Consider the following 25,254-nt stretch of genomic DNA (forward strand, 5'->3'; position numbering starts at 1 on the left):
CCGTTCCCTGAGCAGGCTGCCGACGAACCCGCCGACCGCTCCGATACCCAGACCTGCGCTCACCAGTCCGGTACGGCTCACCGTCCGCATGGCCTTCGCCTCCCCACAGAAGGTGCTGCCAGGTGAATGCGCCTTACCCGATCGCATCGTATCGATGAAGCGATTCCATCGATACCGCCAAAAAGCAAAGAGCGGGCCGTGTTCCGGTACACACCGGACACAGCCCGCTCTTCTGGACAGCCGGTCAAGAACGTCCGGCCCGCTGGATTCAGGACTCCGTCTCCTCGGAGTCGTCGTCCAGGAGGCTGCTCTGCAGCACCGGCCCCTCGCCCGGGGCGAGCGAGCCGAGGATCCGCTCGAGATCCTCCACCGAGGCGAACTCGACGGTGATCTTGCCCTTCTTCTGACCGAGGTCGACCTTCACGCGCGTCTCGAAGCGATCCGAGAGACGGGTCGCAAGCTCGTTCAGTGCCGGGGAGAGCCGGGAGCCGGCGCGCGGCCCCTTGGCCCGCGGAGTCGACTGCGGCCGCGAACCCATGAGCGTGACGATCTCCTCCACGGCCCGCACCGAGAGTCCCTCAGCAACGATCCGATGGGCCAGACGGTCCTGCTCCTCCGAGTCCGCGACGGAGAGCAGAGCTCGCGCATGGCCGGCGGAGAGAACTCCGGCGGCGACCCGGCGCTGAACCGACGGCGAGAGCTTCAGCAGGCGCAGGGTGTTGGAGACCTGCGGACGCGACCGACCGATCCGGTCCGCCAGCTGGTCGTGCGTGCAGTTGAAGTCCTGGAGCAGCTGGTCGTAGGCGGCAGCCTCCTCCAGCGGGTTCAGCTGAGCCCTGTGCAGGTTCTCCAGAAGGGCGTCCAGGAGGAGCTTCTCGTCGTCCGTGGCCCGCACGATGGCGGGGATGGCTTCCAGCCCTGCCTCCCGGCAAGCCCTCCAGCGCCGCTCGCCCATGATGAGCTCGTAGCGTGTCGGGCCCGCCTGCCGTACGACGACCGGCTGGAGAAGCCCGACCTCCTTGATGGAGGTGACGAGTTCCGCGAGAGCGTCGTCGTCGAACACCTCACGGGGCTGACGCGGGTTCGGGGTGATGGAGTCGAGGGGCAGCTCGGCGAAGTATGCGCCCACGGGTGCCGCCGGAGCCTCGCCGAACACGCTCTCCGACGGCTCCTCTGTTTCACGTGAAACCTGGGACGCCAGTGCGGCCACCTTGGCCGCTGCCACCCCGCGCTCCGCGGTAAGGACCGGTACGGCGCCCGGCGACGAGGACGGTCCGCCCATCGCCGGCGGGATGACCTTCTCCCCTGTCGGGGCCGCAGGAATCAGTGCGCCGAGACCGCGACCCAACCCCCTCCGTCGCTCACTCACTGGATCCCCTCCACCATGCTCTGTTCGTTGTGTGCGCCCATGTGGGCATGCTGCGTGTCGTAGGCCACACCGGCTCCGCGCAGTGCGATCTCGCGCGCCGCCTCAAGATAGGAGAGGGCGCCGCTCGACCCGGGGTCGTAGGTCAACACCGTCTGCCCGTAACTGGGGGCTTCGGAGATACGGACCGAGCGCGGGATGCTCGTCCGCAGTACCTCTTCGCCGAAGTGGGTCCGCACCTCGTCGGCAACCTGTGAGGCGAGGCGGGTCCTGCCGTCGTACATGGTGAGCAGGATCGTGGACACGTGCAGGTCGGGATTGAGGTGACCCCGTACAAGGTCGACGTTACGCAGCAGCTGGCCCAGGCCTTCCAGCGCGTAGTACTCGCACTGGATCGGAATGAGGACCTCGGCGCCCGCGACGAGCGCGTTGACCGTCAGCAGACCCAAGGAGGGCGGACAGTCGATGAGGATGTAGTCCAGCGGCTGCTCGTACGCCTTGATCGCCCGCTCCAGGCGACTCTCACGTGCCACCAGGGACACCAGCTCGATCTCCGCGCCGGCGAGATCGATCGTGGCAGGCGCGCAGAAGAGACCCTCCACATCGGAGACCGGCTGAACGACCTCGGAGAGCGGCCTGCTGTCGATCAGCACGTCGTAGATCGATGGGACCTCGGCGTGATGGTCGATGCCCAGCGCAGTGGAGGCGTTGCCCTGGGGGTCCAGGTCCACCACCAGGACACGGCTGCCGTGCAGGGCGAGCGAGGCGGCAAGGTTGACCGTGGTCGTGGTCTTACCGACCCCGCCCTTCTGGTTGGCGACCACCATGACGCGGGTCTGCTCCGGCCGTGGCAGGCTTTCACCGGCTCGTCCTAGAGCTTCCACAGCAAGTTGGGCAGCACGACCGATGGGAGTGTCGTCCATCGGGGGCGGTGTTTCACGTGAAACATCGTCCCCCATCGACTCGGTTCGGGGACCGGGGACCGGATCGGTCATCGGTCCCGCGATGTTGGCGTCGGACCGCAAGGATTCACTCTCCTCGACTTCAGGCTCGCAATGAACAGAGCCTCCCATGCCATCGGGGTGGGGAACCAGCGAGGCCCGTGCTTCTGTGGAGAAATCCACCTCTGTGGACAACTCCGTGCCCTCTCCGGGTGACGCAGCAGCGTAAGGAGAGGGTCTTTTCCCGAAGGATCCCAGGGGTCCCAGAGGCCCCTGGGACCCCTGGGACCCCTGGGGATTATGGTCGCGGAGTTCGGCCGCAGTGCGGCCGCGACCGAGGATGCCGTGCAGCAGAGAGCGACGTTTCACGTGAAACACGATGCACAGCGGGCGGCACCGTCATCGTGCGACACTCCGGCCCGCACAGCCTTGGCAGCTTGTGTGGAGTACGTCTCGTCGTCAGAACGGATCAGTCCACGACTCTCCGACCGGTCGTGAGCGATGTCTCCTCGTCCGGTCCGTCAGCGGCGCTTCCTCACCCTGCCCGTCCGGGCCGCCTTCGCCCGTTTGGCAGCGAAGCGCACACCGCCGGGGCTCTCCCCGACCTCTACACGCACCACGGTGGCAAGCGGCTCCACGACGCCTTCGCCGGCGCGCAGCACAGAGGTGTTCACGGCTCCGAGCTTGCTCAGGGCGGCCCCCGCGCTCTTGACCTCTTCCTCCGCCGTGTCGCCCTTGAGGAGGAGCATCTCACCGTACGGACGCAGCAGCGGAACGCCCCACGCCGCGAGGCGGTCGAGGGGAGCCACGGCCCGGGCCGTCACGACGTGGACCGGTGGCAGCGTGCCGAGGACCTCCTCGGCCCGTCCGCGGACGACGGTGACGTGGTCGAGCCCGAGCAGTTCGACGACCTCGGTCAGGAAGTTCGTGCGCCGCAGCAGCGGCTCAAGCAGTGTGATCTTGAGGTCCGGCCGCACGAGGGCCAGCGGGATGCCGGGCAGCCCGGCACCGGACCCGACGTCGCACACCGTCACGTTGTCGGGGACCACTTCCGAGAGGACGGCACAGTTCAGCAGGTGCCGTTCCCACAGACGGGGTACTTCACGGGGACCGATCAGACCACGCTGAACTCCCGCGTCGGCCAGCAACTCCGCATAACGAACCGCGTCCGCGAAGCGATCACCGAATACCGCCCGAGCCTGCTCGGGCGCAGGGGGGAGCTCCGCTGCCTCCGTCACGGGGAACCGTCCTTCCGTACCGCTTGAGCGCACTACGCGCTGACTACAGGAACTAGCAGGAACTAGCAGGAACCATCGAGAACTATCAGGCTGACAAAATGAGGCCCCGCCTGCGGACACAGACGGGGCCGGGGGTACGACGTGCTTGATCAGGCGGGGAGCACGACGACGAAGCGCTGTGGCTCCTCGCCCTCGGACTCACTGCGCAGGCCGGCGGCCTTGATGGCGTCGTGCACCACCTTGCGCTCGAAGGGGGTCATCGGGTCCATCTTCACCGGCTCGCCGGAGCTCCTCACCTCGGCCGCCGCCTTCGCGCCCAGCTCCGAGAGCTCCTCACGCTTCTTGGCACGGTAGCCCGCGATGTCCAGCATCAGCCGGCTGCGGTCCCCGGTCTCCCGGTGCACGGCCAGGCGGGTGAGTTCCTGGAGTGCCTCCAGCACCTCGCCGTCGCGGCCGACCAGCTTCTGCAGGTCGCGGCTGTGGGAATCACTGATGATCGAGACAGCCGCGCGATCGGCCTCGACATCCATGTCGATGTCGCCGTCGAGGTCGGCGATGTCCAGCAGACCCTCGAGGTAGTCGGCCGCGATCTCGCCCTCCTGCTCCAGGCGGGTCAGGGTGTCGCCACCCTCAGGGGCAGCGGAGGTGGTGCCTTCCGTCACGGGATGGACTCCTTCTTACTTCTTGGACGGGGACTTGGGCCGCTGCGGGCCCTTGCGCTGTCCGGACTGGGCCTTGCTGCGAGTGCCACCGGACGCGGGTTTGCCGCCCGCCGGCTTGGGGCCGGGCTTGGCGTCCTGCGGTTCGTCGGACTTGGTGAGGGAGGTCTTGGGCTCGGCCTCACCCGCCGCCTTGGCGCCCTGGACCGGGCCCGACTGCCGCTGGGACTTGCTCTGCCGCTTGGGCTGCTGCCGCTTGGGAGCAGCGGTCGCCGGGGTGCCGTCCTCGGTCTCGACCAGGGTCGAGGCCTCGCTCTTCACCACGTTGCCGTCGGCCTGTGCCGCCAGGCCCGCCTTGGTGAGGCCGTTGATGAACTTGCGCTCGAAGTCGTTGCGGTCGCGGCCCTTGGCGACGATGGCCTTGACGATGGCCTTCTCCCCGCGGCCGCGCGTCTTGCCGTGCTCCGTGACGCGCTTGTGCAGGCGGTCCAGGTAGGCGGCCTGAGCCTTGGAACCCGGAGTCGGGTTGTTGCGGATGACGTACATCTGCTGGCCCATGGTCCACACGTTGGTGGTCAGCCAGTACACGAGGACACCGACGGGGAAGTTGATGCCGAAGACGGCGAACATGACCGGGAAGACGTACATCAGCATCTTCTGCTGCTGCATGAACGGCGTCTTCACCGTCGTGTCGACGTTCTTCGTCATCAGCTGGCGCTGCGTGTAGAACTGCGAGAACGACATCAGGACGATCATGATCGCCGTGACGATGCGCACATCGGTGATCGTGGAGCCCAGTGCCTCGACCTTGGAGCTGCCGTCCGTGAACTTGGCGGCCAGCGGGGCCCCGAAGATGTGCGCCTTCTGCGCGCTCTCCAGCAGCCGGTCGTTGATCACGCCGATGGTGTCGTTAGACGCGATGCCGTTGAGCACGTGGTAGAGGGCGAAGAAGAACGGGGACTGCGCCAGGATGGGAAGGCACGAGGAGAGCGGGTTGGTGCCCGTCTCCTTGTACAGCTTCATCATCTCTTCGGACTGACGCTGCTTGTCGTTCTTGTAGCGCTCCTGGATCTTCTTCATCTCGGGCTGCAGCGTCTGCATCGCCCGGGTGGCCTTGATCTGCTTCACGAAGAGCGGGATCAGGCAGATACGGATCAGGATCACCAGGGACACGATGGACAAGCCCCAGGCCCAGCCCGTGTCGGGGCCGAAGATGGCGCCGTACACCGAGTGGAACTGGACGATGACCCAGGAAACGGGTGTCGTGATGAAGCTGAAAATGCCGGCAATCGTGTCCACTAATCAGGCTCCTTGAGCATGGGACGGGGTCTCGGCGGCCGGGCTCGAGGGATGGTTGGACATACCGTGCCCCTCGGTGGCCGGTTCGGCGGCGGAGTTCCCGCCCTTGCGTGCGCGCCAGGTGTTGCGCAGCATCTCGTGCCACCGCGGGCGCTTGCGCGGCGGGACATGGTCCACGCCGCCGAGCGACCACGGATTGCACCGCAGGATGCGCCAGGCGGTGAGTGCCGTTCCCTTGATCGCACCGTGCCGGTCGATGGCCTGGTACCCGTAGCGGGAGCACGACGGGTAGTACTTGCACACCGGCCCGAGCAACGGGCTGATGGTCCACTGGTACAGCTTGATGAGAGCCAGCAGCGGGTACTTCATCGCGCGCCCCCTCCCAGTAGCCGCTCCAGGGCGGCGTCCAGGTCTCGGGCCAGCTGGGCATGGTCGGCGTCACCCGCACCGGGCAGCGCTCGTACTACTACCAGGCTACCGGGGCTCAGCAGCGCCACTCGCTCACGCATCAGATGGCGAAGCCGGCGCTTCACCTTGTTGCGGACAACGGCTCCGCCCACGGCTTTGCTGACAACGAAACCCGCACGCGTCGGGGGAGCGCTCTCCCCAGGCGCGTGCGGGTCCGTTGCACCGCTACGTAGGTGGACGACAAGAAGCGGGCGTCCGGCCCGGCGTCCTCGGCGTACCGCGGTCGCGAAGTCCTCGCGCCGCCTCAGCCGATGCTCGGTAGGCAGCACGTCATGACCTGTTTAAGTGATCAGGCGGACAGGCTGGCGCGACCCTTGCCACGACGGTTCGCGAGAATCGCGCGGCCGGCACGGGTACGCATCCGCAGGCGGAAGCCGTGGGTCTTGGCGCGACGACGGTTGTTCGGCTGGAAGGTGCGCTTGCTCACTCGGGGGCTCCAGAAAGATTCGGTAGTTGCGGGGTGCCGTCTTGGCTGTCACCGTGCGCCCACGAGTAGCTCGCTTACGCCCGAGTGCACCGCTTCCCGATCACTGTTCGCGATCTGTGCCCATCGGAGGCAGGCGGCAGCAGCCATCGACAACTCGACCTGGTTACGGTACGCGCGGCTCCGCCATCCGGTCAAACCAGCGTTACCGGAGAGACACTGTCCACAGGCTGGGGACAACAACTTGAACCGCATGGGTCGCCCTGACTACCGTGGCCGGACTCCGGTTCGTTCCCTTCTCACCGCTCCATCTCCTTCGTTCCGGCCGCTCCAGCTGCTTCTTCCACCCCGCCCACCGAGTTCCAACCCGATCCGTCCCAGGAATCACACATTCGTGGGACACGTGAGAGAGCGTGCCCTGTGGCTGACGTACCTGCCGATCTTGCCGCGGTGTGGCCACGTGTATTGGAACAACTTCTCGGCGAGGACCGCGGACAGGGTGTCGAGACGAAGGACGAGCACTGGATCAAGCGCTGCCAGCCGCTGGCGCTCGTGGCGGACACCGCGCTGCTGGCCGTCCCGAACGAGTTCGCCAAGGGCGTCCTGGAGGGACGCCTGGCGCCGGTCGTCAGCGACACGCTGAGCCGGGAGTGCGGCCGTCCGATCCGTATCGCGATCACCGTGGACGACTCCATGGGGGAGTCCCCCGCGCCGCCTGCGCCGCCCGTCCAGCAGTCCCAGCCCCGTTACGAGGAGCCCGAGCACCCGTCCTCGCAGGGCCGCGACGGCTACCGGGGGTACGGCCGCCACCGCGCGGACGACCGTATGGACGACCGCATGGGTGACCATTCCCAGGGCCGCCAGGACCAGCAGCAGCCCTCCCGCGAGGACCAGCTCCCGACGGCCCGTCCCGCGTACCCCGACTACCAGCGCCCCGATCCCGGCGCCTGGCCGCGGCCCGCGCAGGACGACTACGGGTGGCAGCAGCAGCGGCTCGGCTTCCCGGAGCGCGACCCCTACGCCTCCCCGCCGCGGGACTACCGGCAGCAGCCGGGCCGCTCGCCGTACGAGCAGCGCCCGGACTACGAGCAGCAGCGGCCCGACTACGACCAGCAGCGTCCGGACTACGACCAGCGCCAGGACCGGCGTGAGCGGTCCGAGCCGCCGTCGCCGTCCGCCATGGGCCATGTCCACCGCGGCGGTCCCGTCGGATCGTCGATGCCCGTGTCCAGCGGCGCCCCCGGCCCGCTGGCCGCGCAGCCGGCGCCCGCGACCGGTCCCGGCGAGCCCACCGCACGCCTGAATCCGAAGTACCTCTTCGACACCTTCGTCATCGGTGCCTCGAACCGGTTCGCGCACGCGGCCGCGGTCGCCGTCGCCGAGGCGCCCGCCAAGGCGTACAACCCCCTCTTCATCTACGGGGAGTCCGGTCTCGGCAAGACGCACCTGCTGCACGCCATCGGGCACTACGCGCGCAGCCTCTACCCGGGCACCCGGGTGCGGTACGTGAGCTCCGAGGAGTTCACCAACGAGTTCATCAACTCCATCCGCGACGGCAAGGGCGACAGCTTCCGCAAGCGGTACCGCGAGATGGACATCCTGCTCGTCGACGACATCCAGTTCCTGGCGGACAAGGAGTCGACGCAGGAGGAGTTCTTCCACACCTTCAACACGCTCCACAACGCGAACAAGCAGATCGTGCTCTCCTCCGACCGGCCGCCCAGGCAGCTGGTCACGCTGGAGGACCGGCTGCGCAACCGGTTCGAGTGGGGTCTGACCACGGACGTCCAGCCGCCCGAGCTGGAGACCCGGATCGCGATCCTCCGCAAGAAGGCGGTGCAGGAGCAGCTCAACGCCCCGCCGGAGGTGCTGGAGTTCATCGCGTCCCGCATCTCGCGCAACATCCGCGAGCTGGAGGGCGCGCTGATCCGGGTGACGGCGTTCGCGTCGCTCAACCGGCAACCGGTGGACCTCGGTCTGACGGAGATCGTCCTCAAGGACCTGATCCCGGGCGGCGAGGACTCGTCCCCGGAGATCACCGCGCCGGCCATCATGGCGGCGACGGCCGACTACTTCGGGCTGACGGTGGACGACCTGTGCGGCTCCTCGCGCAGCCGGGTCCTGGTGACGGCCCGCCAGATCGCGATGTACCTCTGCCGCGAGCTCACGGACCTCTCCCTGCCGAAGATCGGCGCGCAGTTCGGCGGCCGCGACCACACGACCGTCATGCACGCCGACCGCAAGATCCGCGCGCTGATGGCCGAGCGCCGCTCGATCTACAACCAGGTCACCGAGCTCACGAACCGCATCAAGAACGGCTGACACACGCGGCGGTACGTCGCCGGAGGCGCCCTCGGGAACTTGCTCCCGAGGGCGCCTCCGCCGTTTTCCGGCCCTTCGAGGGCCCTCCCGGAGCCCTCCCGGAGCGTTCCGGGACTCCTGCTGGGCCCTGCCGAACCCTTCCGGACCCCCTCCGAACCCTGCTGGAGCGTGTCCGGAGCCGATCCGCCGTTACCCGACAGCCACCGGCTGTTCGATTACGTGCCGGGGTTACGGCCTTCCTCCACAGATTCGGGGACTTTCTCGCGTCCACACCCTGGGGACTGGGAAGTTGTCCAGACTGTATCCACAGGGTGCCCTGCCGAAAGCGCATAGGCCCAGCTCAGCAGCCTGTGGATACGTGGACAAAAGTTCTCCACAGGCTGTGGACAAAGAAATGACCCCCAGGCTGTGCAGGAAGTTGTCCACCGGCGACCCACAGGCTAGAGGCGGTTGTCCCCAGTGATCGTCAGCTTCTCCACATCGCTGTCCACTGTTCGGCAACGTGACGCGCGTTCTCACCGTCCCGAGTGAAAGGCGTCACACGAAGGTGCCGGGTTGGCCTGTGGGGAACGCGGGTAAAGCTGGGGACGGATCTGGGGAGAACTACCCCCTGCCTGTGCACCGAGTGTGCAGAACTTTTCGCCGTCCACAGAAGAGGCCGGTTATCCACCGCCTCCGCCCACAGGACCGGTGGACAAAAAACCGCTCCTGACCTGTGCATACGGGGTTATCCACGGTATCCACAGGCCCTACTACTACTAACAACTAGAGAGAGCTGGGCAATCGTTTCGAAGACGGGGCTGTGCACAACTCACGCTCGGCGCCCCGACCGCCGCTCGGAACGACTTGACCCCGAGGGGCACCGACTGTCAGTGCGGTGCGTCAGACTGGTCCCCGGCGTCCGGCCCGTCCTTGGGCTGAGCGACACCGAGTTCAGACCACGAAGACCGAGCAGGGCGAGAGCGCCGGCAACAGACGGAGGCGGCAACGGTGAAGATCCGGGTGGAACGCGACGTACTCGCGGAGGCAGTGGCCTGGGCGGCACGCAGCCTCCCGGCCCGTCCACCGGCGCCTGTGCTCGCCGGCCTCCTTCTGAAGGCCGAGGAGGGGGCACTGAGCCTCTCCAGCTTCGACTACGAGGTGTCGGCGCGCGTCTCCGTGGACGCCGAGATCGACGAGGAGGGCACGGTGCTCGTCTCCGGCCGCCTGCTCGCCGACATCTGCCGCGCCCTCCCCAACCGGCCGGTGGAGATTTCCACAGACGGTGTACGGGCGACCGTGGTCTGCGGATCCTCCCGCTTCACCCTCCACACCCTGCCTGTGGAGGAGTACCCGGCGCTGCCGCAGATGCCGTCCGCGACCGGCACCGTCCCCGGTGAGGTCTTCGCGTCCGCCGCGGCCCAGGTGGCCATCGCCGCGGGCCGCGACGACACGCTGCCCGTCCTCACCGGTGTACGCATCGAGATCGAGGGCGACACGGTCACGCTGGCGTCCACCGACCGCTACCGCTTCGCGGTCCGCGAGTTCCTGTGGAAGCCGGAGGACCCCGAGGCGTCCGCGGTCGCCCTGGTGCCCGCCAAGACGCTCCTGGACACCGCCAAGGCGCTCACGAGCGGTGACAGCGTGATCCTGGCGCTGTCCGGCTCCGGTGCGGGAGAGGGCCTGATCGGCTTCGAGGGAGCGGGCCGGCGCACGACCACGCGGCTGCTGGAGGGCGACCTCCCGAAGTACCGCTCGCTGTTCCCGACGGAGTTCAACTCGATCGCCGTCATCGAGACCGCCCCCTTCGTGGAGGCCGTCAAGCGTGTGGCCCTGGTCGCCGAGCGGAACACCCCGGTGCGGCTGAGCTTCGAGCAGGGCGTGCTGATCCTGGAGGCCGGTTCCAGCGACGACGCACAGGCTGTGGAAAGGGTCGACGCCCAGCTGGAGGGCGACGACGTCTCGATCGCCTTCAACCCGACGTTCCTGCTCGACGGGCTGAGCGCCATCGACTCCCCGGTCGCGCAGCTTTCCTTCACGACGTCCACCAAGCCGGCGCTCCTCAGCGGCAGGCCCGCCCTGGACGCCGAGGCGGACGAGGCCTACAAGTACCTGATCATGCCGGTGCGGCTCAGCGGCTGACGAAGAGCCGCAGGTGAGGGCGTACGCCTGAGCGGCTATGCCCACAGGTGTGCAGGAGAGTCCGGGTTTAGGCTCGGGCGCAGGCACGGAAGTGCCCTCCTGCCACATCGCTAGTGAAGGAACAACCTGATGGAGCTCGGTCTCGTCGGTCTCGGCAAGATGGGCGGCAACATGCGCGAGCGCATCCGCCGCGCAGGCCACACCGTCATCGGATACGACCGCAACGCGGATCTCGCCGATGTCCACAGTCTCAAGGAGCTTGTGGACGGGCTCAAGGGTCCGCGGGTGGTGTGGGTGATGGTCCCGGCCGGCGCCGCGACCCAGTCCACCATCGACGAGCTCGGTGAGCTCCTCGAGCCCGGTGACGTGGTCGTGGACGGCGGGAACTCCCGCTGGACGGACGACGAGAAGCACGCCGGGGAGCTGAAGGCCAAGGGCATCGGCTTCGTCGACGCGGGCGTCTCAGGGGGTGTGTGGGGCCTGCAGAACGGCTACGCGCTGATGGTCGGCGGCGACGCCGGGCACATCGCGAAGGTCCAGCCGGTCTTCGACGCCCTCAAGCCGGAGGGCGACGCCGGGTTCGTCCACGCGGGCAAGGTCGGCGCCGGGCACTTCTCCAAGATGGTCCACAACGGCATCGAGTACGCGATGATGCAGGCCTACGCCGAGGGCTGGGAGCTCCTCCAGGCGGTCGACTCCGTCACGGACGTGCGCGAGGTCTTCCGCTCCTGGCAGGAGGGCACGGTCATCCGGTCCTGGCTGCTGGACCTGGCGGTCAACGCACTGGACGAGGACGAGCACCTGGAGCGGCTGCGCGGCTTCGCGCAGGACTCCGGTGAGGGCCGCTGGACCGTGGAGGCGGCCATCGACAACGCCGTGCCGCTGCCCGCGATCACCGCGTCACTGTTCGCCCGCTTCGCGTCCCGGCAGGACGACTCGCCGCAGATGAAGATGATCGCGGCACTGCGCAACCAGTTCGGCGGCCACGCCGTCGAGAAGAAGTAGCCCGGCAGCAGTTCGGCAGCAATCCGTAAGGTCCCGGAACGCTTCCCGAAGCGTTCCGGGAGAAGACGCGGTCCACAGGTCGGTCCCGTGGATCCACAGCCCTGGGGGAGGTCGGCGAACGACCATGCACGTCACGCATCTGTCGCTGGCCGACTTCCGCTCCTACGCCCGGGTCGAGGTCCCGCTCGACCGGGGCGTCACCGCGTTCGTGGGGCCCAACGGGCAGGGCAAGACCAACCTCGTCGAGGCGGTCGGCTATCTCGCCAGCCTGGGCAGCCACCGGGTCTCCTCCGACGCGCCCCTCGTACGGATGGGCGCGGAACGGGCGATCATCCGCGCCAATGTCCGGCAGGGCGAGCGGCAGCAGCTCGTGGAGCTCGAACTGAACCCCGGCAAGGCGAACCGCGCCCGCATCAACAGATCCTCGCAGGTCAGACCACGTGACGTCCTGGGCATCGTACGGACCGTGCTGTTCGCGCCCGAGGACCTGGCGCTGGTCAAGGGCGACCCCGGCGAGCGCCGGCGCTTCCTCGACGAGCTGATCACCGCGCGCTCCCCGCGCATGGCGGGCGTGCGCTCGGACTACGACCGGGTCCTGAGACAGCGCAACACGCTCCTGAAGTCGGCCGCGCTCGCCCGCCGCCACGGCGGCCGCACGACGGACCTGTCCACCCTCGACGTGTGGGACCAGCACCTCGCGCGTGTCGGCGCCGAACTGCTGGCCCAGCGCATCGACCTCATCGCCTCGATCCAGCCGCTGGCCGACAAGGCGTACGAGCAGCTGGCGCCCGGTGGCGGCCCGGTGGCGCTGGACTACCGGCCCTCCTCCCCCGAGATCACCGGCCACGCGCGCGAGGAGCTGTACGAGCAGCTCATGGCGGCCCTGGCGGAGGCCCGCAAGCAGGAGATCGAGCGGGGCGTCACGCTGGTGGGCCCCCACCGGGACGAGCTCCTGCTCAGACTCGGCCAGCTGCCCGCGAAGGGGTACGCGTCGCACGGCGAGTCCTGGTCGTACGCGCTGGCGCTGCGCCTGGCCTCGTACGACCTGCTGCGGGCCGAGGGCAACGAGCCGGTGCTGGTCCTCGACGACGTGTTCGCCGAGCTGGACACCCGCCGCCGCGAACGGCTCGCGGAGCTGGTCGCGCCCGGCGAGCAGGTGCTGGTGACGGCCGCGGTCGACGACGACGTGCCGGGCGTGCTGACAGGGACGCGCTACGCCGTGTCCGAGGGCGCGGTGGAGCGGGTATGAGCGAGAACACACCCGAGCCGAAGAAACCCGCCGAGCCGTCCGGGGTCGACCTCGCGCGCGTGGCGCTGCGGGCGGCGAAGGAACAGGCGCGCGCGCGGGGGGACGCGGCGCGGGAGAAGAAGCAGGTGCGCCGCGGCGGACTGCGCTCCGGCGCACATGCCGACGGGCGCGACCCCCTGGCGCTCGGGTCCGCCATCAACCGGCTCATCACCGAGCGCGGCTGGGAGACCCCGGCGGCCGTCGGCGGGGTCATGGGCCGCTGGCCGCAGATCGTCGGGGAGGACCTGGCGAAGCACTGCGTACCGGAGAAGTACGACGAGGACGAGCGGGTACTGGTCGTGCGGTGCGACTCGACGGCCTGGGCCACCAACCTGCGGCTGCTCGCCCCCCAGCTGGTCGCACGGCTGAACCAGGACCTCGGGCACGGGTCGGTGCGGCTGATCAAGGTGCTGGGTCCCGGTGGTCCCGCCCACCGCTACGGCCCCCTGCGCGCCCCCGGCAGCACGGGTCCCGGCGACACCTACGGGTGAGCCAGACCGGACGGTATGCCCTCCGTAGCGGGGGGTTGACACCCCGAAGCGCTGAGTGCCGCTCTGCGCCTCTTTGAGCCCGGGTCCACATATGGGGAGTCGGTGGAGACCGGTTCAGGGCGGCACATGCGGACTCAGGTACCGGCAAACCCCCATCACTGTCGGCGCTACCGGTAGACTGGAAGCTAATCCCGCCCCACTTGTGGGACACACCGAGCAACGCTGACAAAGGCTCACCGACGTAACACGCCGCAGCCGCTCCGGACACCCTCCCCAGAGGGCCCCTGGAGCTTGGCTTGTGCTGTGCCAGAAAGGGCGCTTCGTGGCCGATTCCGGCAACCCCAACGAGAACACCCCGTCCACCGACGCGGGCGCGAGGATCGAGGGTCACACCTCGAACGGCGAGGTCACAGCCTCGTACGACGCCAGCGCCATCACCGTCCTCGAGGGTCTGGACGCGGTCCGCAAGCGACCCGGCATGTACATCGGCTCGACCGGTGAGCGCGGACTGCACCACCTCGTGTACGAAGTGGTCGACAACTCCGTCGACGAGGCGCTGGCCGGGCACGCGGACACGATCGACGTGACGATCCTCCCCGACGGCGGCGTCCGCGTCGTCGACAACGGCCGTGGCATCCCGGTGGGCATCGTCGCCTCCGAGGGCAAGCCCGCCGTGGAGGTCGTGCTGACCGTGCTGCACGCGGGCGGCAAGTTCGGCGGCGGCGGCTACGCGGTCTCCGGCGGTCTGCACGGCGTGGGTGTCTCCGTCGTGAACGCGCTGTCCACCAAGGTGGCCGTCGAGATCAGGACCGACGGACACCGCTGGACGCAGGACTACAAGCTGGGCGCGCCGACGGCCCCGCTGGCCCAGCACGAGGCCACGCAGGAGACCGGCACGTCGGTCACGTTCTGGGCCGACGGCGACATCTTCGAGACCACGGACTACTCCTTCGAGACGCTTTCGCGGCGCTTCCAGGAGATGGCGTTCCTCAACAAGGGTTTGACGATCAAACTCACTGATGAGCGCGACTCGGCGAAGGCCACGGTGGGCGCCGACGAGGCCGGCGCGGACGAGCCGGTGGAGGTCAAGACCGTCACGTACCACTACGAGGGCGGCATCGTCGACTTCGTGACGTACCTCAACTCCCGCAAGGGCGAGGTCGTCCACCCCACGGTGATCGACATCGAGGCCGAGGACAAGGAGCGCATGCTCTCCCTCGAGGTCGCGATGCAGTGGAACGGCGGCTACAGCGAGGGTGTGTACTCCTTCGCCAACACCATCCACACCCATGAGGGCGGTACGCACGAGGAGGGCTTCCGTGCGGCGCTCACCGGTCTCATCAACCGGTACGCGCGCGACAAGAAGCTGCTGCGCGAGAAGGACGACAACCTCACGGGCGACGACATCCGCGAGGGTCTGACGGCGATCATCTCGATCAAGCTCGGCGAGCCCCAGTTCGAGGGGCAGACGAAGACCAAGCTGGGCAACACCGAGGCGAAGACGTTCGTCCAGAAGGTCGTCCACGAGCACATCAGCGACTGGCTGGACCGCAACCCGAACGAGGCCGCGGACATCATCCGCAAGTCGATCCAGGCGGCCACCGCGCGCGTGGCGGCCCGCAAGGCCCGCGACCTCACCCGCCGCAAGGGCCTCCTGGAGACGGCGTCGCTGCCGGGCAAGCTCTCCGACTGCCAGTCGAACGACCCCACCAAGTGCGAGATCTTCATCGTCGAGGGCGACTCCGCCGGCGGTTCGGCCAAGTCCGGCCGCAACCCGCAGTACCAGGCGATCCTCCCGATCCGGGGCAAGATCCTCAACGTCGAGAAGGCGCGGATCGACAAGATCCTGCAGAACCAGGAGATCCAGGCGCTGATCTCGGCCTTCGGCACCGGGGTCCACGAGGACTTCGACATCGCGAAGCTGCGCTATCACAAGATCATCCTGATGGCGGACGCCGACGTCGACGGCCAGCACATCAACACGCTGCTGCTGACCTTCCTGTTCCGCTTCATGCGGCCGCTGGTCGAGGCCGGGCACGTGTTCCTGTCCCGTCCGCCGCTCTACAAGATCAAGTGGGGCCGCGACGACTTCGAGTACGCGTACTCGGACCGTGAGCGCGACGCCCTGATCGAGCTCGGCCGGCAGGCGGGCAAGCGCGTCAGGGAGGACTCGATCCAGCGCTTCAAGGGTCTCGGTGAGATGAACGCCGAGGAGCTGCGCATCACGACCATGGACCAGGAGCACCGCGTCCTCGGCCAGGTCACGCTCGACGACGCCGCCCAGGCCGACGACCTCTTCTCCGTCCTGATGGGCGAGGACGTCGAGGCGCGCCGCGCGTTCATCCAGCGCAACGCCAAGGACGTCCGCTTCCTCGACATCTGAGTCGGTCTCAGCTGACCGCGTCAGAAAGGATCTGCACCAGCAATGACCGACGAGAACACTCCGATCACCTCGATCACCCCGATCACTTCCCCGGAGGACAGCGCGCTCTCCCAGCGTGTCGAGCCCGTCGGGCTCGAGACCGAGATGCAGCGCTCGTACCTCGACTACGCGATGTCCGTCATCGTGTCGCGCGCGCTGCCCGACGTGCGGGACGGTCTCAAGCCGGTCCACCGCCGCGTGCTGTACGCCATGTACGACGGCGGCTACCGGCCCGAGAAGGGCTTCTACAAGTGCGCCCGCGTCGTCGGCGACGTCATGGGCAACTACCACCCGCACGGCGACTCCTCGATCTACGACGCGCTGGTCCGCCTCGCGCAGCCGTGGTCGATGCGGATGCCGCTGGTGGACTCGAACGGCAACTTCGGTTCCCCGGGCAACGACCCGGCCGCCGCCATGCGGTACACCGAGTGCAAGCTGATGCCGCTGTCCATGGAGATGGTCCGTGACATCGACGAGGACACCGTCGACTTCACGGACAACTACGACGGCCGCTCCCAGGAGCCGACCGTCCTCCCGGCCCGCTTCCCGAACCTGCTGATCAACGGTTCGGCGGGCATCGCGGTCGGCATGGCCACCAACATCCCGCCGCACAACCTGCGCGAGGTCGCGGCCGGCGCCCAGTGGTACCTGGAGAACCCCGAGGCCTCGCACGAGGACCTCCTGGACGCGCTGATCGAGCGCATCAAGGGCCCCGACTTCCCGAGCGGCGCCCTGGTGGTGGGCCGCAAGGGCATCGAGGAGGCGTACCGCACGGGCCGTGGCTCCATCACGATGCGCGCGGTCGTCGAGGTCGAGGAGATCCAGAACCGCCAGTGCCTGGTGGTCACCGAGCTTCCCTACCAGGTCAACCCCGACAACCTGGCCCAGAAGATCGCCGACCTGGTGAAGGACGGCAAGATCGGCGGCATCGCGGACGTACGGGACGAGACCTCGTCGCGTACGGGCCAGCGCCTGGTCATCGTCCTGAAGCGGGACGCGGTCGCCAAGGTCGTCCTGAACAACCTGTACAAGCACACCGACCTGCAGACGAACTTCGGCGCCAACATGCTGGCGCTGGTGGACGGCGTGCCGCGCACCCTGTCGCTCGACGCGTTCATCCGCCACTGGGTGACGCACCAGGTCGAGGTCATCGTCCGGCGTACGAAGTTCCGGCTGCGCAAGGCCGAGGAGCGGGCGCACATCCTGCGCGGCCTCCTGAAGGCCCTGGACGCCATCGACGAGGTCATCGCGCTGATCCGGCGCAGCGACACCGTCGAGATCGCCCGTGGGGGCCTCATGGGCCTCCTGGAGATCGACGAGATCCAGGCCAACGCCATCCTGGAGATGCAGCTGCGCCGGCTGGCCGCCCTGGAGCGCCAGAAGATCGTCGCCGAGCACGACGAGCTGCAGGCGAAGATCCGCGAGTACAACGCGATCCTGGCCTCGCCGGAGCGCCAGCGCACCATCATCAGCGAGGAACTGGCCGCGATCGTCGAGAAGTTCGGCGACGACCGGCGCTCCAAGCTGGTGCCCTTCGACGGCGACATGTCCATGGAGGACCTGATCGCCGAGGAGGACATCGTCGTCACCATCACGCGCGGTGGCTACATCAAGCGCACCAAGGCCGAGGACTACCGCTCCCAGAAGCGCGGCGGCAAGGGCGTACGCGGGACGAAGCTCAAGGAAGACGACATCGTCGACCACTTCTTCGTGTCGACGACGCACCACTGGCTGCTGTTCTTCACGAACAAGGGCCGGGTCTACCGCGCGAAGGCGTACGAGCTGCCCGACGCCGGGCGCGACGCGCGCGGCCAGCACGTCGCGAACCTGCTGGCCTTCCAGCCGGACGAGGCGATCGCCGAGATCCTCGCGATCCGCGACTACGAGGCGGTGCCCTACCTGGTGCTCGCCACCAAGGGCGGTCTGGTCAAGAAGACGCCGCTGAAGGATTACGATTCACCGCGTTCGGGCGGCGTCATCGCGATCAATCTCCGTGAGACGGAGGACGGTTCCGATGACGAACTGATCGGGGCCGAGCTGGTTTCGGCAGAGGACGATCTGCTTCTGATCAGCAAGAAGGCCCAATCGATCAGGTTCACCGCAACGGACGACGCGCTGCGTCCCATGGGCCGTGCCACCTCGGGCGTCAAGGGGATGAGCTTCCGCGAGGGGGACCAGCTCCTCTCGATGAATGTTGTCCGACCCGGTACGTTCGTGTTCACTGCCACAGACGGTGGGTACGCGAAGCGGACCGCCGTCGACGAGTACCGCGTCCAGGGTCGCGGCGGTCTGGGTATCAAGGCTGCCAAGATCGTCGAGGACCGTGGCTCGCTCGTCGGCGCGCTGGTGGTCGAGGAGACGGACGAGATCCTCGCCATCACACTGTCCGGCGGCGTGATTCGCACGCGAGTCAACGAGGTCAGGGAGACGGGCCGTGACACCATGGGCGTCCAACTGATCAACCTGGGCAAGCGCGATGCCGTCGTCGGTATCGCACGCAACGCCGAGGCCGGTCGCGAGGCCGAGGAAGTCGACGGGCTGATCGACGACCCGGACGAGATCGAGACGGTCGCCGGCACGGCCGGCACGGACGAGGACGAGCAGTCCTCGGACGAGTAACGAGGAGTGAGTCATCGTGAGCGGAGCCACGGGCGCCGGTTCGACCGATACGGGAACGGACGGCGGCCGTGGCTCCGCCACGGAGGCGACCGACTCCCATGATTCTCATGGATCCCAGGGGGGAACTGTGACGGACACCCGAGGCCCACAGACGCCGCAGTACGCGGCCGGTGCGGCCCCAGGCTCGAAGGTGCCTCCGGGCCCGACGGCATCTTCGGGCGCGGCGGTGCCTTCGGGTGCCGCCGCGCCGCAGGCTCCGGGCTCGCCCCTGCCGGGTGAGCGGCAGCCGCAGCAGGCCGGGCAGCCGTACCACCCGCCGCAGGCGTACCCGGCGCACACGGCGCCCGCCGCCGGCGCCACGGTCCGCAGGCCGCGCACCGGGGCGCGCACCGTGCCCCGTACGCGCAAGGCACGGCTGCGGGTGGCCAAGGTCGACCCCTGGTCGGTGATGAAGGTCAGCTTCCTGCTCTCCATCGCGCTCGGCATCTGCACGATCGTCGCGGCCGCGGTGCTGTGGATGGTCATGGACGCCATGGGCGTGTTCTCCACCGTGGGCGGCACGATCTCCGAGGCGACCGGCTCGAACGAGTCGAACGGTTTCGACCTGCAGTCGTTCCTGTCGCTGCCGCGCGTGCTCATCTTCACGTCGGTCATCGCCGTCATCGACGTCGTCCTCGCGACCGCGCTCGCCACCCTGGGAGCGTTCATCTACAACCTCTCCGCGGGCTTCGTGGGCGGTGTCGAGCTCACGCTCGCCGAGGACGAGTAAACGTTGTCACGGCCGTTCACGGCGGCTGCTCACGACCGCTCATGACTGCTTCACCGTGCGAGCGCATCCCGGTCCGGGGTGCGCTCGCACGCTGTCGGGGAGCGTGTTCCCGCGTCGTCCGGGCAGGCCGGGGCGGGGCGCGGATACCGATTTTGGGACTGACCCCGTCGTGCGCTAATCTTCAGAGGTCAGCGCGCGGGACATACACCGCAGAGCGCGGCGGGGCTATAGCTCAGTTGGTTAGAGCGCATCCCTGATAAGGATGAGGCCACAGGTTCAAATCCTGTTAGCCCCACACGGACGAAGACCCCCGGTCGATCATGACTGGGGGTCTTCGGCATGCATGGCCTTCGTGGCGTCCAGGGGCCTAGGCTCTGCGGATGACCTTGGAATGGGAACAGGTAATCGTGCACGCGGTGGATCCGGCGGCCCTGGGGCAGTGGTGGGCCGAAGCCCTCGGCTGGGTCGTGGTCCACTCCTCCGACGACGAGTTCGAGATCCGGCCCGCGCCGGACCGCCTGCCGGGACTGGATTTCGTGCGGGTCGACGAGAACAAGAAGGCCAAGAGCCGGCTGCACCTCGACTTCAGGCCCGACGACCAGGCCGCCGAGGTGGCCCGCCTCGAGGCGCACGGCGCGAAGCGTGTCGACATCGGCCAGGGCGACCAGTCGTGGGTCGTCATGGCGGACCCGGAGGACAACGAGTTCTGTGTCCTTGGTCAACGGCGTCAGTGAGGGGCCGTGAGAGGGCGTTGTACGCAATCTTCATCGTGAACAGGAGTTTTTAGTCGAGCCATGTGCCCGGCGCGTGTGAGCCGGAATTCGGTGGTGAGGGCCACGCCACGGGAGTTCTTCGCCTCCGTCGGACGGCCGGTATCGGGGCCGGGGCGGGCTGGGCGGGGCGGGGCAAGGATGAGCGCGAGGCCGAGTTGGTCAGTTTCTACCGGCAGGTGTCTGAATCGAGGCAACGCGCTCCGGTCGAGAACGCCGAAGCGGTGCTCCAGCTCAGTCGCACCGTCCGACCTGCCTTTCGCGCCATCCCGGTGGAGTGCTCCGTGAGGGCGGGGCGATCCTTGCGGTCGACCTCGGTGCGCCGACCGCGTCCGGCCCTCGTTTCTTCTGCTTCTGCTTCTGCTTCTGCTGGTCGCTCGTCGAGTCGCTGGGTGAACCGGCCACCGTGCGAGGTCATCCCCGGGCCGCGGTGCCGGCACCGGCCAGGACCCGAGCCGGGTCGGAGACCGACGCGGAGGCCGGTGCCGGCGGCTGGGCCGGGGCCGGGGCCGAGGACTGCGAGGGAAGCAGGAGGGCGGCGGGTGCGTCCGCCCTGGCAGGAGTGACGGCCGTGACCGGTGTGGCGTCAGCGGCAGGCAGGGCGGGCGAGCACGTGGCGGCCGGTGTACGGGCCGGGAGTTCGCCGCCGGGTTCCGCGGCGGGCGCGACCGGGGTCATGCCGCCGCCGTGGACGGCCGCTGCCGTTGCGGTGTCCACCGCGGTTTTCGCCGTGGTGTCCGCCATGATGTCCGTCGTGGTGCGGACGGCTCCAGGAGCCGGGGCACTGTGCTGAGAGGCCGTGGTGTCCTGTGGGGCTGCGGTGTCCGGGGCCACGGTGTCTGTCCTCTGCCGGTGCCGGCAGGACGGTGAGGAGCCGTGCGCCTCGGCGTGGATGCGCTGCTTCATCGTTGGTGGCAGCGAGTCCGCCCGGGCCCGGACCCGGATGGGCTCCTCCTGCGCCGTCGTGTTCTGCGGAGTGTTGAGGTTGCGGGCTGCCGGAGCCTCGGGTACGGCGGCGACAGCGGTGGCGACGGCGGTCGTCGTGATCAGTCCGAGCGACGTGCACAGCGTGAGGAAGGCGCTGACGAACGCGGCCCACAGGTTCCTGACCGGGTTGCGGGTCATGGTCCCTCTCTTTCGGCTGGGTGGATTTGCGTACTTTCCTCATGATGTGTATGTCGGCTGCGAGGTGACGGACCTACGACCGTGGCGCGGCGTTCTTCTGATGAACACCACTCGGATGGGCGCAACGCTCACGACATGGCCGGCGAGGCAGAAGAAAACCGGGCGAAGTACCCCTCGGTGAAGATGCGATCACCCTCCGATCGGAGAGGGGGAGAGCGGCGGGGATCCGGTCCTACTGCGGCTTCGCCGCTGCCAGTTGGGGTCCCGACGCAGGTCACCGATCGATATCGGCCGGTGTGTATAGTCGGGCGCCAGAAGTCCCCTACGCCAATGAAAGACGAGGTCGCGCGGTGAAGAAGCTTCTTGTGGTCGCACTGGCCGCCATCGGCGGGCTCCTCGTGTACCGCCAGATCCAGGCGGATCGCGCCGAGCAGGATCTGTGGACGGAGGCGACCGACTCCGTACCCACGGGTTCGTGAGTGTCGACGACAGTCTCAGTACAGACCCCGGCCGCCCTGCGGCCGGGGTTTTGTGTTGCGGGGGTGGCGCGGCGGTCCGGAGGGCAGGATGGTCGGGGCTCCGCGGACTCCGCGGGCGTCCGGAGCCGTGTCGCGGCAGTGGCAGTGACAGCGGCAGCGACATCTGAAGCCGCAGCGGCGGCGCCGGCCCGCGCGAGGCCGACGGGTGACGGTCCGGGGTGACGGCGAAGGGGCGCGCGATGGGGCGGCGTACGGAGCGGTGGCGCGGCCGTACGGCCCTGGCAGGGGCGGCGGCGCTGCTCTCGGTCGCGGCGACGGCGGGGCAGGCCGTCGCGGGGCAGGGGACAGCAGGACAAGGGGCGGTGGCGAGGCAGGGGACGGCGGCCGACGCCTTCCCTCCGTATCGCTTCGCCGACGGCGCCGAGCGGATCGAGGGCGCGCCGCGCGCTTTTGACGCCGTACGGCTGACGGCGGGCACGACCTATCGAAGCGCCGTCCGCGACGACGGCAAGGTCTACTACGGGCTGCGACTCGACGGGACGTCCAGCGCGTACGTGTCGGCCACGGCTGTTCCGAAGCCCGGTACGAAGGTCATGTACTCGGACGGCATCAAGGTCTCCCTGCTGGACCCGGACGGCCACAAGTGCTTCTCCGGGGACGCCGGCGCCGCACGCTTCGGACCCACCGAGAGCCCGCGCCCGCTCACCGCCTGGGCCTCGCGCCGCGCCGGCCCCGGTACGTACACCTGCAAGGGCGCCGGTACGTATGCGGTGCTCGTCGAACGTACGAGCGGGGACGAGTCCTCACCGGACGACTGGGAGCTGGAGCTGCAGTACGTCTCGGAGCCCGCCGTGAAGGGCGCCGCTCCGACGGCGGCCCCGGAGGTGTGGGACTCCGCCTCCCCGGAAGCAGTCGACGGCCCGGTCCGGACCCGTACGGGCGGAACGGGGTTCAGCACGGCGCGCTCGCTGGAGCAGGGCGTCTGGGCGGACGGGATCCGGGCCGGGCAGACACTCTTCTACCGTGTCCCCGTCGACTGGGGCCAGCAGCTCGACGCGTCCGCCGAACCGGGTCCGGCGGACGCTGCCGGTTTCCTCGGGAACGCCCTCGTCATGTCGCTCTACAACCCCGCGCGTGCGCTGGTGGACGACGCCGACACCGGGTACGGCGGCGCGCGCCGGCCGGCCGCCCTGGAACCGCTGCCTCCGGTCACGTACGAGAACCGGTACTCCGTCGACGACCAGGTCGGCGGTATGCGGTTCGCCGGCTGGTACTACCTCGCCGTGCACCTCAAGGCGGGTATGGCCGACGAGTTCGGCGACGGGCCGTTCGACCTGACACTGCGCGTGGGAGTGCGGGGCACGGCCGGGAAGGCCCCGGTGTACGGCGGCGCCCCCGCGCCGCGCGACGTGTTCGAGGTGACCGCGGGGGACCGGGCCGTCGCCTCGAACGGCAGCGCGGCGGCCGGCGGGGACGGTGGCGCGGGCGGGAACACCACGATGAAGGCGGTGGCCGCGGGCGGGATCGGCGCGGGGTGCGTCCTCGTCCTGGGGCTCGCGGTGTGGACGGTCGTCGCACGGCGGCGGGCGGCGGCGGAGGCGGCCGGGAGCGGCCCGCCCGTCGCGAACGGCACGGTGGTACGGACGTACGGGCGGTCGCGGGCCCGGTAGTCCGGCTGTTCCGGGCCGACGGGGCAGCTTTTGCGGTCCCTTTCAGACCTGGGTGAGTGCCCAGAAACCGACCGCGAAGCAGACCAGCGCGAGCAGGAGCACCGGGACCGTCACCGCCATGGGCGGCCCGGGCCGCCGCCGCGCCCGCCTGCCACGGTGCCGCGCGACCGGCTGGGGCTGAGGCGGATCCTGGATGTTCCGAGCGGTGTACGAGGCGGTGGAGGCCACGTCATGTCGTCGGAGCTCTTGGAGCTCTTGAGGTTCTTGGAGCTCTTGGGGCTGATAGGGCTCTTGGGGTTGCTGAGTCTGGAGCGGAGGCGCCGAGGCCGGCGGGTACGGGACCGGTGGGTACGGGGTCTGGGGCGAGGGCACGTGCGTGGGTTCGTGCGGGAGCGCCGGGGCGTGGGAGGAGCGGGGGAGTTCGCGTGGGGCGGGGGGAGCGGGGGTCCGGAGCGGGGGCGGCAGGTGGAAGCTGCCCGTGTCCGACCCTGTGTCCGATCCCGTGCCCGACGCCTTGGGGGGACGCCGGGAGACGGGGCCGCCGGCCGGTGCCGCCGGTCGAGCGGCGCCTGTCACAGCCTCCGCGGCCGGGTTCGGATCCGAGTCCGAGTCCGAGTCTGCATCCGGGCCCGGGCCCGGGCCTTGGCCTTGGTCTTGGAAGACCGCGCCTGCCTGCGGGGAGGCTCCCGGGACCGGGCGACGGGGCACAGTTTCGTGCCCTTGTTCCTGTCCCCGCTCCTGTCCGTGGCCCCGCTCCTGGCTGTGTCCCCGCCCCGGCTCGTCGGTCCGGCCGGGAGTCGGCGCGGGCGCGTGAGGGCCCGCGGGGCCGAACCCCGCCGGAAGCGGGCCCAGTTGGTCGAAGATCTCGATCAGCTCGTCGTCGGGACCGGGATCGGGGAGGAGTTCCCGGGCCGCGACGAGCGCCTTGCGTGCCCCTGTGGCGGTGCGGAAGCGAGCCTGCGGATCAGGTTCGAGCAGAGAGGCCACGACCTGCCAGAGGGGCTCGGGAATCCCCTTGGGGGCGCTCGGGGTGCCATGGGCGGCGAAGTGCTCGATCAGCGCCTTGGCGTCGGGTCTGGCGCCCTCCAGGAGGTAGAGCGCCACCAGGCCCACGGCGAAGAGGTCGGCGGGGAAGTCCGGGTCGGCGCCGAGCATCTGCTCCGGCGCGAAATAACCGGGCGTACCCACCACGTAGTTGGTCTCCGTGAGCCGTGGCTCGCCGAGACGCATCGAGATGCCGAAGTCGGAGAGCCGCAGCCGGGGGCGCCCCGTGCCGGTCGCCTCCAGCAGGATGTTGGCGGGTTTGATGTCACGGTGCACGATCCCCTCCGCGTGCACCGCGGCGAGGCCCGCCAGCAACTGGTCGAGCAGGGTGCAGACGAAGGACGGTGGCAGGGGGCCGTAGTCCCCGATCAGGTGGACCAGCGAGCCCCCACCGACGAGGTCCATGGTGAACAGGACCTTGTCGTCGTCGGCGGCCCAGCTGGCGGGAGCGAGCACATGGGGGTGGTCGATCCGCACCGCCTGCTCGCGCACGAACCGCAGCAGCGAGTGGGCGTCGCTCTGCTGGAGCACCTTGGCGGCCACGTACCGGCGCCGCCGGTGGTCCCAGGCGCGCCAGACCGCACCGACTCCCCCGCGCCCGATCGGGTCGACCAGTTCGTACCGGCCGGCGAAGACCTCACCCATGGTCGTACGTCGCTCCCCCCTCCGGCGGTCGGTACGGCATCCTCCTGCGAGGAGGTGCCCGGCTGCCTGGTCTCCGGCCGCCCACAAGC

General features: G+C 69.0%; 21 protein-coding genes and 1 tRNA gene. 12 read left to right on the top strand and 10 right to left on the bottom strand.

Annotated features, from left to right (window positions below):
* Nucleotides 1-268 precede the first annotated feature (268 nt).
* From QFZ75_RS19540 to rpmH, 8 genes are all read right to left on the bottom strand, one after another.
* Entirely contained in the window at nt 269-1,369 is a 1,101-nt protein-coding gene (locus QFZ75_RS19540) for a ParB/RepB/Spo0J family partition protein (protein ID WP_307538651.1), read from the bottom strand.
* Nucleotides 1,366-2,439 carry a ParA family protein gene (locus tag QFZ75_RS19545; protein ID WP_307544603.1) on the bottom strand — a complete coding sequence of 358 codons (1,074 nt, stop codon included), beginning with the start codon at nt 2,437-2,439 and terminating at the stop codon, nt 1,366-1,368. Before QFZ75_RS19545 ends, QFZ75_RS19540 begins: the two co-directional genes overlap by 4 nt.
* A 389-nt stretch (nt 2,440-2,828) precedes the next feature.
* Nucleotides 2,829-3,545 carry a 16S rRNA (guanine(527)-N(7))-methyltransferase RsmG gene (gene rsmG / locus QFZ75_RS19550; protein ID WP_307538653.1) on the bottom strand — a complete coding sequence of 239 codons (717 nt, stop codon included), beginning with the start codon at nt 3,543-3,545 and terminating at the stop codon, nt 2,829-2,831.
* Nucleotides 3,546-3,694: 149 nt separating this feature from the next.
* On the bottom strand, nt 3,695-4,207 hold the full coding sequence (locus QFZ75_RS19555) for a R3H domain-containing nucleic acid-binding protein (protein WP_307538655.1): 513 nt from the start codon (nt 4,205-4,207) through the stop codon (nt 3,695-3,697).
* Nucleotides 4,208-4,222: 15 nt separating this feature from the next.
* The gene (gene yidC, locus QFZ75_RS19560) at nt 4,223-5,503 is read right to left on the bottom strand and encodes a membrane protein insertase YidC (protein ID WP_307538657.1); all 1,281 of its coding nucleotides are present in this window, start codon (nt 5,501-5,503) and stop codon (nt 4,223-4,225) included.
* Between the two features lie 3 nt (nt 5,504-5,506).
* Nucleotides 5,507-5,872, bottom strand: a complete 366-nt coding sequence (gene yidD / locus QFZ75_RS19565) for a membrane protein insertion efficiency factor YidD (RefSeq protein WP_307538659.1) — start codon at nt 5,870-5,872, stop codon at nt 5,507-5,509.
* The gene (rnpA, locus tag QFZ75_RS19570) at nt 5,869-6,240 is read right to left on the bottom strand and encodes a ribonuclease P protein component (RefSeq protein ID WP_307538661.1); all 372 of its coding nucleotides are present in this window, start codon (nt 6,238-6,240) and stop codon (nt 5,869-5,871) included. Before rnpA ends, yidD begins: the two co-directional genes overlap by 4 nt.
* Before the next feature lie 20 nt (nt 6,241-6,260).
* Entirely contained in the window at nt 6,261-6,398 is a 138-nt protein-coding gene (gene rpmH / locus QFZ75_RS19575) for a 50S ribosomal protein L34 (protein WP_006381191.1), read from the bottom strand.
* 417 nt (nt 6,399-6,815) lie between these two features.
* On the opposite strand from rpmH, the gene dnaA reads away from it, so the two are divergent.
* The 10 genes from dnaA to QFZ75_RS19625 all read left to right on the top strand — a co-directional run bounded on the left by dnaA (nt 6,816) and on the right by QFZ75_RS19625 (nt 20,166).
* The gene (dnaA, locus tag QFZ75_RS19580; protein WP_307538662.1) at nt 6,816-8,717 is read left to right on the top strand and encodes a chromosomal replication initiator protein DnaA; all 1,902 of its coding nucleotides are present in this window, start codon (nt 6,816-6,818) and stop codon (nt 8,715-8,717) included.
* Nucleotides 8,718-9,707: 990 nt separating this feature from the next.
* Nucleotides 9,708-10,838: a DNA polymerase III subunit beta gene (gene dnaN, locus QFZ75_RS19585; RefSeq protein ID WP_307538664.1), complete on the top strand. Its 1,131-nt coding sequence runs from the start codon at nt 9,708-9,710 to the stop codon at nt 10,836-10,838.
* Nucleotides 10,839-10,967: 129 nt separating this feature from the next.
* Nucleotides 10,968-11,843, top strand: coding sequence for a phosphogluconate dehydrogenase (NAD(+)-dependent, decarboxylating) (gene gnd, locus QFZ75_RS19590; RefSeq protein ID WP_307538666.1), 876 nt, complete (start codon nt 10,968-10,970; stop codon nt 11,841-11,843).
* A 124-nt stretch (nt 11,844-11,967) separates the two neighbouring features.
* A complete protein-coding gene (recF, locus tag QFZ75_RS19595) occupies nt 11,968-13,092 on the top strand; it encodes a DNA replication/repair protein RecF (protein ID WP_307538668.1) in 1,125 nt (374 codons plus the stop codon).
* Complete coding sequence (locus QFZ75_RS19600; protein WP_307538670.1) at nt 13,089-13,622, top strand: DUF721 domain-containing protein; 534 nt, start codon at nt 13,089-13,091, stop codon at nt 13,620-13,622. The genes recF and QFZ75_RS19600 overlap by 4 nt, the downstream gene beginning before the upstream one ends.
* 322 nt (nt 13,623-13,944) lie before the next feature.
* Nucleotides 13,945-16,005: a DNA topoisomerase (ATP-hydrolyzing) subunit B gene (gene gyrB / locus QFZ75_RS19605; RefSeq protein WP_307538672.1), complete on the top strand. Its 2,061-nt coding sequence runs from the start codon at nt 13,945-13,947 to the stop codon at nt 16,003-16,005.
* 42 nt (nt 16,006-16,047) lie between these two features.
* Nucleotides 16,048-18,663 (top strand): DNA gyrase subunit A, encoded by a 2,616-nt coding sequence (gene gyrA, locus QFZ75_RS19610; RefSeq protein WP_307538674.1) that lies wholly within the window; start codon nt 16,048-16,050, stop codon nt 18,661-18,663.
* Nucleotides 18,664-18,679: 16 nt separating this feature from the next.
* Nucleotides 18,680-19,432, top strand: coding sequence for a DUF3566 domain-containing protein (locus tag QFZ75_RS19615; protein WP_307538675.1), 753 nt, complete (start codon nt 18,680-18,682; stop codon nt 19,430-19,432).
* A 221-nt stretch (nt 19,433-19,653) separates the two neighbouring features.
* Nucleotides 19,654-19,727, top strand: a tRNA-Ile gene (locus QFZ75_RS19620).
* An 85-nt stretch (nt 19,728-19,812) separates the two neighbouring features.
* On the top strand, nt 19,813-20,166 hold the full coding sequence (locus QFZ75_RS19625; protein ID WP_307538677.1) for a VOC family protein: 354 nt from the start codon (nt 19,813-19,815) through the stop codon (nt 20,164-20,166).
* A 450-nt stretch (nt 20,167-20,616) separates the two neighbouring features.
* Here QFZ75_RS19625 and QFZ75_RS19630 read toward each other — a convergent pair whose 3' ends face one another.
* Complete coding sequence (locus tag QFZ75_RS19630; RefSeq protein WP_307538679.1) at nt 20,617-21,327, bottom strand: DUF6344 domain-containing protein; 711 nt, start codon at nt 21,325-21,327, stop codon at nt 20,617-20,619.
* A gap of 350 nt (nt 21,328-21,677) precedes the next feature.
* Here QFZ75_RS19630 and QFZ75_RS19635 point away from each other — a divergent pair, with 350 nt between their 5' ends.
* Both QFZ75_RS19635 and QFZ75_RS19640 read left to right on the top strand, forming a co-directional pair.
* On the top strand, nt 21,678-21,806 hold the full coding sequence (locus QFZ75_RS19635) for a DLW-39 family protein (protein WP_213089207.1): 129 nt from the start codon (nt 21,678-21,680) through the stop codon (nt 21,804-21,806).
* A gap of 239 nt (nt 21,807-22,045) precedes the next feature.
* Nucleotides 22,046-23,476, top strand: coding sequence for a hypothetical protein (locus QFZ75_RS19640; RefSeq protein WP_307538681.1), 1,431 nt, complete (start codon nt 22,046-22,048; stop codon nt 23,474-23,476).
* A gap of 42 nt (nt 23,477-23,518) precedes the next feature.
* Here the strand turns inward: QFZ75_RS19640 and QFZ75_RS19645 are convergent, their stop codons facing one another.
* Complete coding sequence (locus tag QFZ75_RS19645) at nt 23,519-25,165, bottom strand: serine/threonine-protein kinase (RefSeq protein ID WP_307538683.1); 1,647 nt, start codon at nt 25,163-25,165, stop codon at nt 23,519-23,521.
* Nucleotides 25,166-25,254: the final 89 nt, after the last annotated feature.

Source organism: Streptomyces sp. V3I8 (assembly GCF_030817535.1).
Classification (GTDB): Bacteria; Actinomycetota; Actinomycetes; order Streptomycetales; family Streptomycetaceae; genus Streptomyces.